At 42.6% G+C, this 13,541-nt stretch carries 11 protein-coding genes and 1 pseudogene; 8 read left to right on the top strand and 4 right to left on the bottom strand.

Annotation, left to right across the window (positions count from 1 at the left end; genetic code table 11):
- Positions 1–9: 9 nt before the first annotated feature.
- From H8704_RS05850 to H8704_RS05860, 3 genes are all read right to left on the bottom strand, one after another.
- Positions 10–696: a phosphatase PAP2 family protein gene (locus H8704_RS05850; protein ID WP_249297663.1), complete on the bottom strand. Its 687-nt coding sequence runs from the start codon at positions 694–696 to the stop codon at positions 10–12.
- A gap of 100 nt (positions 697–796) precedes the next feature.
- Entirely contained in the window at positions 797–1,357 is a 561-nt protein-coding gene (locus H8704_RS05855; RefSeq protein WP_249297664.1) for a DUF5662 family protein, read from the bottom strand.
- Between the two features lie 101 nt (positions 1,358–1,458).
- Positions 1,459–2,355, bottom strand: a complete 897-nt coding sequence (locus H8704_RS05860) for a helix-turn-helix domain-containing protein (RefSeq protein ID WP_249297665.1) — start codon at positions 2,353–2,355, stop codon at positions 1,459–1,461.
- 222 nt (positions 2,356–2,577) lie between these two features.
- Here H8704_RS05860 and H8704_RS05865 point away from each other — a divergent pair, with 222 nt between their 5' ends.
- The 5 genes and pseudogenes from H8704_RS05865 (at position 2,578) to H8704_RS05885 (ending at position 8,534) form a co-directional block, all read left to right on the top strand.
- Complete coding sequence (locus H8704_RS05865) at positions 2,578–4,305, top strand: ABC transporter ATP-binding protein (RefSeq protein WP_249297666.1); 1,728 nt, start codon at positions 2,578–2,580, stop codon at positions 4,303–4,305.
- A 22-nt stretch (positions 4,306–4,327) separates the two neighbouring features.
- The gene (locus H8704_RS05870) at positions 4,328–6,109 is read left to right on the top strand and encodes an ABC transporter ATP-binding protein (protein WP_249297667.1); all 1,782 of its coding nucleotides are present in this window, start codon (positions 4,328–4,330) and stop codon (positions 6,107–6,109) included.
- 87 nt (positions 6,110–6,196) lie between these two features.
- Positions 6,197–6,379, top strand: a pseudogene (locus tag H8704_RS05875) (AAA family ATPase); the annotation flags it as partial.
- A gap of 255 nt (positions 6,380–6,634) precedes the next feature.
- Complete coding sequence (locus tag H8704_RS05880) at positions 6,635–7,981, top strand: ATP-binding protein (RefSeq protein ID WP_249297668.1); 1,347 nt, start codon at positions 6,635–6,637, stop codon at positions 7,979–7,981.
- 28 nt (positions 7,982–8,009) lie between these two features.
- Complete coding sequence (locus H8704_RS05885; RefSeq protein ID WP_249297669.1) at positions 8,010–8,534, top strand: NADAR family protein; 525 nt, start codon at positions 8,010–8,012, stop codon at positions 8,532–8,534.
- A gap of 72 nt (positions 8,535–8,606) precedes the next feature.
- On the opposite strand, the gene H8704_RS05890 is transcribed toward H8704_RS05885, so the two are convergent.
- A complete protein-coding gene (locus H8704_RS05890; RefSeq protein ID WP_249297670.1) occupies positions 8,607–9,938 on the bottom strand; it encodes an ATP-binding protein in 1,332 nt (443 codons plus the stop codon).
- Positions 9,939–10,390: 452 nt separating this feature from the next.
- On the opposite strand from H8704_RS05890, the gene H8704_RS05895 reads away from it, so the two are divergent.
- The 3 genes from H8704_RS05895 (at position 10,391) to H8704_RS05905 (ending at position 13,513) form a co-directional block, all read left to right on the top strand.
- Positions 10,391–12,214 carry a DUF885 domain-containing protein gene (locus H8704_RS05895; protein ID WP_249297671.1) on the top strand — a complete coding sequence of 608 codons (1,824 nt, stop codon included), beginning with the start codon at positions 10,391–10,393 and terminating at the stop codon, positions 12,212–12,214.
- 103 nt (positions 12,215–12,317) lie between these two features.
- Positions 12,318–12,818, top strand: coding sequence for a Gx transporter family protein (locus H8704_RS05900; RefSeq protein WP_249297672.1), 501 nt, complete (start codon positions 12,318–12,320; stop codon positions 12,816–12,818).
- Positions 12,819–12,832: 14 nt separating this feature from the next.
- Positions 12,833–13,513 (top strand): response regulator transcription factor, encoded by a 681-nt coding sequence (locus H8704_RS05905; RefSeq protein WP_249297673.1) that lies wholly within the window; start codon positions 12,833–12,835, stop codon positions 13,511–13,513.
- Positions 13,514–13,541: the final 28 nt, after the last annotated feature.

Raw genomic sequence — 13,541 nt, forward strand, 5'->3', positions numbered from 1 at the left:
ACGTTGTAACTAACAGTTTGTTTTGGAAGGGGTCTGTGCAGGAATATTTCGTTTGAGGGCGAAAAACTCCGAACGGTACACGACCATATAATAGAAAATGTATAATAGTATGGCACATCCTACATCTATAATGGAGTGCTGCTTGAGAAACATGGTTGAAAGACAGATCAGGATGCAGAGCACCAGAGAGGCTGTCTTCCAGCCTTTTTTATTTTGCAGGGCATAGCTCTGGAACAGTGCAACATGAATTGTGATGGAATTGTAAACATGAATGCTGGGACATACATTGGTTGGGGTATCGCCCTCATAAAGACTTGCTACGATGCGTGTCAGAAAATTGTCTCTTGGCATAACATCGGGGCGGAGTGGCTGAGCATTTGGAAAAATGGTATAAATGATCAGACAGGTAGTCATGCCTAACATCAGGACTGCGCTGCACCGGTAAAAATCAGACATATGCTTTGACTGGAGAAATAAGAAAATAATAGAAACAAATACATACAAGAACCACAAAAAATACGGGATGGCAAACCATTCGCAAAATGGGATCATATCATCCAGTCTGCAGTGTATCATTGCAAAATGTGGGATCTGACGGCGCTCCAGCCAGTTGAACCAAAGCATATATATTGGGAAATACAATACAAGGATCATATATTTATATTTTCGTAGAAAGTTGATAATCTTTTTGCTCATAATACATTTTCTGCCTTTCCAAAAGCCTGCAGCTTGTGGGCTGCAGATAATATCTTTTCGATTGGAAACACCGATGATCATTCCGGGTTCAGGGATCGGATTAATGCTTGGGAGAATGTTTCCAATCTACTTCCATGCGAATATAGGAGAAGGTTGCATCTTCCCCTTCCTCGGCAAGCATATGGAGCAGCTTCTCCAAAAGTGCCCGTGCCTCCGGATGCAGTGGATAGTGGTCTTTATTTTTTTCATAATAAGCAAGTGCAAAGGAGTCGTCGTAGTTTTCGCGGTTGTAGTTTCTGCTCGCAGCGATACGGTCACAGAACATTTCCAGAACATAACGTGTAGGCATTGGCATGCCCTGCAGGCCCTCCTTTGGATCGATCGCCATATCGATCCAATATTCAAAATGATGACGATTACGTCCCTTGTGATGAAGCCAGGCAGAGGAGTATCCCTTTGCCATTTTCTCTCCGTAATTGGGACTGCGCTTTCCACCCTGATAATACTTTACTCCCTGAATGAACTCGGTGGGAGAATATTTTGACCAGTCGTGCATGATCCCCTGCTTGTAAAGGCCTGCTTTAAAACAGTAATGGCGGACCAGATTCTTGTGGTGCAGGATCGTTTTCAGATGACCGGTAAAATTATGCCAATAGTTCATAGTGTCTCCTTTCCGTATAGGGAAAGAACCCTTCCAAGTCACATGATAACAAGTATACCATAAAATGACCGTTTGAAAACTAAAAAGTTTCTTATTTTTCGTTATTTAAGAGTTTTCTTCCATTGCTTTGGTGTCATTCCTTTCCATTTCTTGAAGGTGCGGATCAGATGGCTGCAATCGGCAAAGCCTGTCTCCTGACTGATATAGGTCAGATCCTGATTGGTAAAAAGAAGCAGGTCGGTTGCCTTGTTGATGCGGGTAAATTCGATATATTCCTTGCAGGACTGATTGTAGGTTTCCCGGAACAGTTTGGCAAAGTAGGAATAGCTCATGCCGCACATCTGTGCCAGCTCATGTACCCGCAGAGGTTCTCCGCAGTGCTGCTCGATGTATTTGGAAATAGAGTAGATCGAGGCATCACAATCGTCCGGTGCAGTAATGATGGTGTCTGTATCCACGCCCTTTTTCTGCAGGCACCGCATCAGATAGGTCAGCAGAGAAGCAATATTGGAACAGATCAGTACATCATACCCGTAGGAATGTGTTCGTTTTTCCTCCAGACTGTGGGACAGAAGCTGCAGAATAGGAAGCTCCTGAAGCTCCGTACGGCGGAAATGGATATAATCCGGGTTCTGCTGGTATGCGATCCGGAACAGCTTGGAAAAACGGGTCCGGTATTCATTTGTGATATTTAAAAAATTCAGGTCGATCATAATCACAAAATATTCGACATCCTCCTTCGACTCCGGTGCACGGTGCATAGAGTGAACCGCCTGGGGATAAAAAAGGATCAGATCACCGGGATGCAGCATGTAAAAATCGTTGTCGCACTGGGCCTGAAGATCACCCTTCAGAATGTAGAGCATTTCCAGGTAATAATGCCAGTGAGGACTGACCCCTGCACCGGAAGGTGTTTCCTCCAGCATAAATACCTCCAATGGGGCATTGAGGCGGTCAATATATTGAAAAAATACATTTTTTTTATCAATCGGTTTCATTTTCGGACTCCTTATAATAGGTAAAATACATATTTTCCGGTAAGTGTTCATAAAAAAGTTACAAAAAAAATTAGTTTATAAAATAGATTTATTCAGTTTTTTTCAAGATTCATTATAGCATGCTTGAAAGCTCCATGCTACACTAATTTTCGCTTCATAACAAAATGTAAATCGATGTGAAAAAGAGAGAATTATAAGAAAATAAAAAGGGGGTAGTCGAGAATGACTCCGATGCAATGGTTTTACAGTTTTTTGCGGCAGTATAAGTGGAAAATGTTCTGGGGGCTTGTGCTGGTGACGATCCTGGCTGTGGCATCCCTTGTCAATCCTGTTATTTCGGGAATGATCGTGGATGATGTTATTAATGACGGGCAGACCGGGATGCTGCCATATCTGATCGCACTTTTGCTGGGAACGATCATTATTAAAGGTCTTTGCCGTTTCTTTTCCCAGGTTCTTTTTGAGAAAAGCTCTCAGGGAGTGTTGTACAGTATGCGCGATAAGGTGTACCGCAAGCTTCTGCAGGAGGATTTTGCATTTTACAATAAGAACCGTACCGGTGATCTTATGAGCCGTCAGACCGGAGATATGGATGCGATCCGTCATTTTGTGGCATATGTTATTTATATTGTTTACGAAAATATATTATATTTTGTCTTTGCATTGCTGATGATCTTTATGACAGACTGGAAGCTTGCAGTTTGTATGCTTCCGGTGCTGCCATTGACGGCGCTTACCACATGGAGCCAGTCCAAAAACGTACACCCGGCATTTGGAAAGTGCCGTCAGGCATTCTCCAGCCTGAATACATATGTGCAGGAAAATATCAGCGGCAACCGCGTGGTCAAGGCGTTTGCCAAGGAAGATTATGAGATGGAGAAGTTCGCGGTGGAAAATGACGGTTACCGCGAGGCGGAGCTGGGGGCTGCAAGGATCTGGCGCCGATATGTTCCGTTGTTTGAGCTGTTGTCTAATCTGCTGACTATCATTTTGATGCTGATGGGAGGCTGGATGGTGATCAAAGGGGAGATTACCATGGGTAATTTCGTAACCATCAACGGATATCTCTGGATGCTTATGCAGCCGCTGCGCATGGCAGGATGGTGGATCAACGATGTACAGAGATTTACGACATCTGTAGAAAAGATTTACACTACTTATATTGCGGAGCCGGATGTAAAGAGACCGGTGCATCCGGCAAAGCACAAAAAGCTGGAGGGCAGAGTGGAGTTTAAGGATGTCTCTTACCGGGCCGATGATGAGGATATTCTGCAGGATATCAGTTTTCAGGTGGAGAAGGGACAGACTGTGGGCATTATCGGTACTACCGGTGCCGGCAAATCCACAGTGATCAATCTGTTGTGCCGCTTTTTTGATGCCACAGACGGCGAGGTGCTGGTGGATGGCATTAATGTGAAAAATTACGATATGTATGAGCTTCGTGATAATATCGGTATTGCCATGCAGGATGTGTTCCTTTTTTCGGACACTATCGAGGGAAACATCGCATATGGCCAGCCGGATTGCAGTTTTGAACGGGTGAAGGAAGTTGCGAAGATGGCAGACGCCAACCTGTTTATCAAGGAGCTGCCGGATGGGTATGATACCATTGTGGGAGAGCGTGGAGTTGGTCTTTCCGGAGGACAGAAGCAGCGTATTTCATTGGCGAGGGCCCTTTTGAAGGACCCGGCGATCCTTGTGTTAGATGATACAACATCTGCGGTGGATATGGAGACGGAGAGTTATATTCAGAAGCAGTTAGACAATATCAATCATAGTTGTACCACGTTTATTATCGCATACCGTATTTCTTCTATACGAAATGCAGACAAGATCCTTGTGCTGGATAACGGCAGGATCATTGAGCAGGGAACTCATGACGAGCTGCTTGCCCGGGATGGATATTATGCGACGGTATATCATCATCAGTATCCCGAGATGGCGGGATAAGTCAGAAAGGATGTGAAAATAAATGGCAAGAAATCGATATGATGTGGATGAAACCTTAGAGGATCACTTTGACATAAACCAGTTAAAGAGACTGGGAGGGTATGTGAAACCATACCTTGGCAAGATGTTTTTTATCATGGTGCTGATGCTGAGTTCTTCGGCACTGACCATGCTGATCCCGAAGTTTGTTCAGTTGGAAATGGACCGATATATTCCGCAGAAGGATATGAATGGTATTATCCGTCTGGTGATCTATACCTTCCTGATCGTACTATATTCCGTGATCTGCATGTGGTTAAAGATCGATCAGATGACAAAGGTGGGACAGGATATTATTCACGAGATCCGTGAGGACTTGTTTGCCCATCTGCAGGAGCTTCCGTTCAGCTATTATGACGAAAGGCCTCACGGCAAGATTCAGGTGCGTGTGGTAAATTATGTCAACAATCTCAGTGATCTGTTGTCCAATGGTATTCTGAATACCATTACGGATCTGTGCAACCTGATCTTTATTCTGATCTTTATGTTCTGCACCAGTCCGAAGCTCACATGGATCTGTCTCTGCGGCCTGCCGGTGCTGATCATTTATGTGGTGGTATTAAAGAGAAAACAGCGTGCCAGCTGGCAGCTCCAGAGCAATAAGCAGTCCAATCTCAATGCCTATATTGCGGAGAGTATTAACGGTATCCGTGTTACCCAGGCATTTGTCCGGGAGAAGGAAAATATCAAGATCTTTAATTCGTTGAGCATGAGTTACCGGAAAGCATGGCTCAAAGCAGTTTATTATAACTTTATGATGAGTCCTATGGTGGATCTGATCTCTGTGATCACCACATCCTTTGTATATGTGGTGGGTGTATCATGTATTCTTGGAGGCGGCAGATCCGGTGTGACGGTCGGTGTGCTTGTGATGTTTACGGCATATATTTCCAGATTCTGGCAGCCGATCAATACCATTGCCGGATTTTATAACAGCGTTCTGACGGCAATCTCCTATTTGGAACGTATCTTTGAGACCATTGATGAGCCGGTGGAAGTAACGGATGCACCGGACGCAGTGGAGATGCCGGAGATCAGGGGCACGGTAGACTTTGATCATGTTACTTTCAGTTATGAGGATGGCATCCCGATCCTGAAGGACGTCAGCTTTCATGTGGATCAGGGACAGACGATTGCCATTGTGGGTCCGACCGGTGCAGGCAAGACCACGATCGTCAATCTTCTGAGCCGCTTCTACAATACCGACAGTGGATGTGTACGAATTGACGGACAGGATATTTCCAAGGTGACACTTCATTCCCTGCGTACCCAGATGGGTGTTATGATGCAGGACAGCTTTATCTTCTCCGGAACTATTATGGACAATATCCGTTATGGCAATAAGACGGCTACCGATGAGGAGGTCATCCGTGCTGCCAAAACTGTGCGGGCACATGATTTCATTATGCAGATGGAGGATGGCTATCAGACACAGGTTAATGAGAGGGGAAGCCGTCTGTCTGTGGGACAGCGTCAGTTGATCTCCTTTGCGAGGGCACTTCTGAATGATCCGGCGATCCTGATCCTGGACGAGGCAACCTCCAGCATCGACACTGAGACGGAGATCGCTTTGCAGAAGGGACTGGATGAGCTGCTGAAGGGCAGAACCTCTTTCATCATTGCCCACCGTTTATCTACGATCCAGGGAGCAGACCGCATTATGTATGTGGATAATGGAAATATTATGGAGGCCGGCAGCCACGAGGAGCTGTTGGCACGAAAAGGTCTTTATTATGATCTGTATATGTCACAGTATCAGGGATAAGGTTTTGAGCAGGTTTTTGTCACCCGCATTCCATTTGTAATTATATTAGAAATCCGCTATACTTGAAAGCACAGTATAGCGGATTTTTTTGTAAATAAAAATGTGGAAAAGATAGAACAGATCTTTGGCGATTATCTTTGGAATACGATCAGTATCCGGGATACGGCAGTGGCAAAAGAAAAAAAGGAAAATTTTTATCACGGTATTTTGCTTGGACTTTTGGGATATAAATCAACCTGGCTGATCAAGTCGAATGCAGAGTCGGGAATTGCACGCTATAAGAAAGACTGCAGGGTTGTGGTGGACTAAGGTATTTGCGACTACATCAGGCAGCCTGGCAAAAAGGGGCGGGAGACTGCCTCTTTTTGAATTAAATATTCAAAAAACGGGGCAAAAATAAATTAATAGTATATAAAAAAACGGGGCAAAATGTCGAAAAAAAGATTGAAAAACGGGGCAAAACAGGATGATGATGCTTGAAAAAACGGGGCAAATGATGTATTCTGTCATTGGAGGTATTGTGATATGTACAGAAAAGATTCCATTACTGTTAGAGAATGGCTTAAAAATTCAAATAAAGCATTATTGGTGACGGGAGCAAGACAGATTGGAAAGACATGGCTCATCAGAGATGAAATTGACAAGAGCGATTATACCCGATTTGAAGTTAATTTTATTGATCAGCCGGATATGGTCCAATATCTAAACACAGAGATGAGTGCGGAGGAATTTTTGGTCAAGTTAAAAATGATCATGCCGGAACAATGTAAACCACATGAAACAGTTGTCTTTTTTGACGAAATTCAAAAATGTCCGGAAATCGTAACGAAAATCAAGTTTTTGGTGGAAGAAGGAAGTTTTAAATATGTCATGAGTGGCTCTTTGCTGGGAGTGGAGCTTAAAGGAATTGCTTCTGCTCCGGTAGGATATCTGACGGTTCTGCGAATGTATCCTATGGATTTTGAAGAGTTTATGGTGGCAAATGATGTTTCTGACACCACATTGGAAATGTTAAAGGAGAAATATGAAACCTGTAGTCCTGTGGACGAATTCGTACATCAGAAACTACTGTCGTTGTTTTTTGTATACCTTATTGTTGGCGGTATGCCTGATGCTGTCAAAACTTACATCGAAACAAAAGATATTCGGGAGGTTGATAAAGTACAACGAGATATCGTAACTCTTTATAGAGAGGATTTTACACAGTATGAACTTGAGGACAAAAAGCTTAAGGTTAAGTCGATATATGATATCATTCCTGCTGAATTAAATAAGCAAAATAAGAAATTTGTGTTTACTATGTTGAATAAAGAATTGAAATTTAATCGATATGAAAATAGTTTTTTATGGTTGAAGGATGCGGGTGTGGCTCTGCCTGTTTATAATGTGGATGCGCCGGTTATTCCGCTTCTGGCAGGCAAGAGCAGCAATGTATTCCGGCTTTTTTCGAGCGATATTGGACTGCTCACAGCTGCATATCCGGCGGAAACAAAAATGGAATTGATCAACAAAAACGGAGAAGTAAATAACGGTGCACATTTTGAAAATGCCGTTGCACAGCAATTAAAAGCCAATGGATTTGAGCTGTATTTTTGTAAGAAAAAGAATATTGGTGAGATGGATTTTGTAATCGAAATGAATGGAAAAGTTGTTCCAATTGAAGTAAAGTCAGGAAAATCATATAAAGCACACAAGGCATTGGATCATTTTATGAAAATACCGGACTATCATTTGGAAAGAGCATATGTTTTTTCGGTTGGAAATGTGGAAAAAGTAGGTTCTGTTATGTATCTGCCGGTTTATATGTGTTATCATTTAAAGGAGAAGCAGCTGGGGCGGATGATTGTTGAGCTGGATCTGGATGGCTTGTAAAAAATAATTATATGAGGAGAAATGGAAAATGGCAGGGTTAGAAAATAATAAGGGCTTTATAAGCAATGTGTCAGAGGAAAATGTGATCTGTTTTCATAATCCGGATGAAGAAAACGGATATTTAAGCAACTGGTTTCGTTCAGATTTTATTGTTAATGGAATTTGCTATACTTCTATGGAACAATTTATGATGCATAAAAAGGCAATTTGTTTTTCTGATGATGTAGTTGCGGCAGAAATATTAAAGACAGATGATGTTGCTAAAATTAAGGACTGGGGGCGGTGCGTTTCCGGATATAACGATAGTGTCTGGAATGGTGTACGTCAAATTATTGTATATGAGGGACTTATGGCAAAGTTTTTTCAGAATGAAGAGTTGAAGGAAAAACTACTATCAACGGGAACGGCAGTTTTGGCGGAATGTGCAGTAAGAGACTGTATTTGGGGAATTGGCTTAGCGATGCATGATCCGGAAAGATTAAATGTAGCTCAATGGAAGGGTCAAAACCTATTGGGTTATACGCTTATGCTGGTAAGGGATAAGCTGAGATAGCGCGGGATCAATGTAAAGTAACAAGCTGTGCCATATCTGGATAACAGATATGGTACAGCTTGTTTTGTGATTTTATTGTAACAAAAATGGCATGAAATAAAACGGCTTGTATAATAAGTTTTCTTCTTTATTAACATCCTTTTGTGATAATAAATATATGTTGCGTACATGTTTTGAATATTTCTTATAAAAATGCTTTATAGATTCATGTTTTCCTGTGCCGGAAGATTTAATTTCAAAAGCGTTCATCTTGCTTCCTTCAGAAATCAGAAAATCCACTTCGTAATAATGCGTGCTATTGCTTTTTTCCCATGTGTGATGATAAAGTTCTCTTCCGGTTGCAGTAATCATCTGTGCGGCGAGGTTTTCGTACAGGAAACCGAGATTTGCAGGAAGCTTGTCGGATAGAAGTTTGGCATATATATCATTTTCGATCACTGGCCGGTCGATAAACATTAGCGTGACAAATAATCCGGTATCGGACAGATATAATTTATAGCTGTCAAAGTCTTTTGTGTCTGACAAACTTGTTCCCGGGTCTGTGGAATTATAGCAAGGTAAAATTGTCTTTGAGTCGATCAATTCATACAATAGTTCTTCGGCTTTTGTGTTATTTTTCTTTCCGATGGCAGTTGTGATCCGGTATTTTCTGGAATCCTTTGCTAACTGTGCCGGAATAGAATGATATAGAGCTGAGATCCGGCCGGAGGGATCGATTTTTTTAAAATCATCTTCGTATAGAGAGATGATCTGTCGTTTTACCATATCAATTTGTGAAAAATTTTCACCTGCAATATAAGATTCTACGGCCTGAGGCATGCCGCCTACTGCCATATAGGTTCTTAAGTCGCGCATCAATTTTCTGTTTGTTGCTTGCCCAACTGCTTTGTTTGTATTGTAAATTTGATGCAAAAGTTCATAATTGTTTCCTGTTGCATCACAGAATTCTTCATAATCCATAGGATATATTTGTATTTTCATTTCTTCTGATGGAATTAAAATATCCTGCACATTTTTTTTGATTGAAATCAAGGAACCGGTTTCTAAATAATGGTATCTTCCATCGGCAACAAGATGCTTGACTGCCTGTCTGGCTTTTGGAAAAAGCTGTACTTCGTCAAAAATAATTAGTGAATCTTGTTCGTATAGTGTTATTCCTGTTTCTGCCTGTAATCTTAAAAAAAACATGTTTAAGTTTCCGATATCATCAAAACATTCCAAAATGGTATTTGATGTTTTTGAAAAATCAATCAATATATATGATCTGTATTCATTTTTGGCAAAGTTTTCCGCAATTGTTGATTTTCCGACTCGACGGGCACCTTCCAGTAAAATAGCATATTTATCGGAATAATGTTGTTTCCAGTCTAATAATTTATGATAAGCTTTTCTTTTATAATACATAATTTCCTCCCTTATTTATAGGTATATTAACATAAAATGTGCTTTTCTTCAATGTTAATATACATAAAAATGTGCTTTTCTTCAAAGTTCTAATTGAGTAATTTGTGACTTTCTTCAAAACTTTTTGTTTTCTATTTTGTGCTTTTCTTCAAAATTATATACATAATGTCATAAATTCGTAATGCAGGAGAACTTGCTTGCACACAATTTCTGTGTATAACGGAGTTTCAAAGAGATATCCTGCAATTGTGCAAGCTGAGGTTATGGAGTATAATTGGAAACAAGTAAAGTAATACAGGATTCAATAGAATCGTAAGGGAAACGGTTTCCTCTGTCATAGATTTCCCGGAATAAACATATATATAGTATGATACAGGCGGAACTTGCATCAGCAGAGAAATTTATGCCCCATTTATAACGATATAAACTTCCTCGAAAGGCAGGATATTCCTATGAATATGACCAATAACCACAAAAAAATAATCCCTGTCGCTGCTGTCATTCTCCTTTTTTTGGCGGCAGTTTTTTACATAGGCCTTCGTGAAAACGGCGATAGATCGGGAGGAAGCATTCTTTCACATCCGGCGGTTAAGCAAGAGATAGATTCAAAAGAAAACGGGGCACGTTTCGATGATTTTATGCAGCAGGTATTTCGCCTCATGGTGTCAGAGGATACACTGACATTAAACTATACTCTGAAGGAGCCGGAAAAGTATGGGATCAAGCAGGAGCAGCCGACACTTGGAACATACAGCCTGTCCGATTTTAGGGATGGTATTATGACGGATGAGAACTGGCTGTCGTCTCTGGAGCAGTTCGATTATGATGCGCTGGATCAGGAACAGAAGCTGGAATATGATATTCTTCATACGATGCTTCAGACGGAGCTGAAAAGCTCGGATGTATTGGAATATCAGGAATGTCTGGGGCCGACTACCGGGATTCAGGCGCAGCTTCCGCTGATCTTAGCAGAGTACCATTTTTGGGACAAGGATGATGTGGAGAATTATCTGGCGCTGCTTCGCCAGCTTCCGGATTATTTTGGACAGATCATTGCTTTTGAGCAGATGAAGTCAGAAAAGCATCTGTTTATGGATGATACCACCTGTGAGGCGATCATAAAGCAGTGTAAGGACTTTATTGCAGAGCCGGAGGAAAACTATCTGCTGTCTTCATTTGAGAAGGGAATCGCAGCGATAGAAGGCTTGTCTGCATCCCAACGGAAAAAATATCAGGAGCAGAATAAAACCTGTGTGAAGGAATCGGTGATCCCGGCTTACCAGAGTCTGATCGATGCGTTGGAGCAGTTAAAAGGAACCGGAAACAACGAAGGTGGTTTATGCAATCTTCCCAGAGGGAAGAAGTATTATGAATATCTGATGGAGTCCATGACAGGATCTTCCCGCAGTATCCGTGAGATTGAACGGCTTGTAGACAAAGGACTGAAATATTCCCAGAAGAGAATGTCGCAGATCATCACGAAGTCCCCGGATGCTTATTATGATTCGGAGGATTTTCAATATCCATGTACCAATCCGGCAGAGACGGTGGAGTATCTGAAGGAGCAGATCAGTACCGATTTTGAGCCGTTGCCGGAGGATGTAAAATGTCAGGTGAAATATGTGGATGAATCTCTGGAGGACAGTCTGAGCCCGGCACTTTATCTTACATCTCCTATTGACGACTACAAGGATAATGTAGTATATCTAAATCAGAGCGAGGATTATGATCTTACGGAATGTTTTTCGACCATTGCCCATGAGTCCTATCCGGGACATCTGTACCAGAATGCGTACTTTTTGTCGCAGGAGCCGTCACTCTTCCGGCGGATTGTCAGTGTGGGAGGCTATGCTGAGGGCTGGGGAACCTATGCGGAGAAGTACAGTTATGGGATCAGTGGTATGAGCCGGGATACGGCAGAGTTAAATGCGGAAAATCTCATTGCCACGTTATGTCTGTATGCGAAAGCAGATATTAATGTGAATTATCACGGCTGGAGCCGGAAAAAGCTTGCGGCGTATTTGAAGGACTTTGGCTTTGACGGTTCACAGGCATCCATTGTGTTCGATTCCGTGGTGGCAGAGCCGGTGAGCTATATGCAGTATACGCTGGGATATTTGGAGATCAATGAGCTTCTTTTAGAAGCGAAGGAGGCACTGGGAGAGAAGTTTTCTCTAAAGGAGTTTCATAAATTTTATCTGGGAATGGGACCTGTCCCGTTTATCGTATTACAGGATCGTCTGGATGACTGGATTCGGACGCAGAAGCAGGGATAAGAATATATTCCCGAATAAAAACAGCGGTGGAAAAACTGACAGAGTCAAAAAACATGGATAAAGAGTATAACAGTACATAAAAAGACTGGGAGGAAACGACAGAATGAACCGGACACAGAAAATTGCTTTGAGGGGGATGCTGATCGCTGTGGCATTTGTGTTGTCATGGCTGGAGGCGCAGCTGCCTCCTCTGGGAATGGTTCCAGGCATTAAACTGGGACTGACGAACTTGGTGGTACTGGTGGCCATTTATCGTCTGGGAACGGTGGATGCCATGGTGATCAACGGGATCCGTATCCTGTTGGTGGCATTTACCTTTGGCAATCTGTTTTCTCTATGGTATAGTCTGGCGGGAGGGATGCTTAGCACCATTGTGATGCTTCTTTTGCACCGGACAGGAAGGTTTCGTCTGCCGGTGGTCAGTATTGTGGGAGGTGTTGTCCACAATATTGGACAGATCCTGGTAGCGATGATCGTGCTGGAATCCTCCGGTGTTGCATATTATATGGGGGTTCTGTGGTTTAGCGGCATGATTGCCGGTGCGCTGGTGGGGCTCATTGGTGCAGGCGTGGTGAGCAGACTGCCCGGGCAGAATTTTGAATAAAACAGGAGAAATGTATGAATAAAATACTGATCGTAGAGGATGACGTAAATATCAATAATTTATTAAAGGAGGCATTGTCCGGAAACGGGTACACATGTGGACAGGCCTTTTCCGGAACAGAGGCGGCTTTGTGGCTGGAAAAGGAGTCGTGGGCGTTGGTGCTTCTGGACCTGATGCTTCCGGGAATGACCGGGGAAGAGGTACTGGGACTGATCCGGCGTCAGGGAGATGTTCCGGTTATTGTTTTGACTGCCAAGGATGCCCTGTCAGAAAAGCTGGAGTTATTAACAAATGGAGCAGATGATTATATTACAAAGCCTTTTGATATTGAAGAAGTAGTTGCAAGGGTGCAGATCCAGCTTCGTCATGCGGGACGGGAACAGGCACCGGACCGGATCAGCTGCGGAGAAATATCCTTAGAGAAGGGGACGCATCAGATCTGGATCGGAGGGAAGAAACTGGAACATCTGACCCGTCAGGAGTTTGCAATTCTGGAGCTGCTTCTGGAGCATCCCGGTCAGGTATTCAGTAAGGAAGCCATCTTTACTTATGCCTGGCAGGAAGAATATATGGGTGAGACCAAAACTCTGGACGTGCATATCAGCAATATCCGTAAGAAGCTCAAAAGTCTTACGGAGAAAGAATATATTCAGACGGTATGGGGAATCGGATACCGTTTACAGCCTTCCAAATAATCTTTAGACTTTCTTTACTTTTTCTTAG

The organism is Jutongia huaianensis (assembly GCF_014384985.1).
GTDB lineage: Bacteria > Bacillota > Clostridia > Lachnospirales > Lachnospiraceae > Jutongia > Jutongia huaianensis.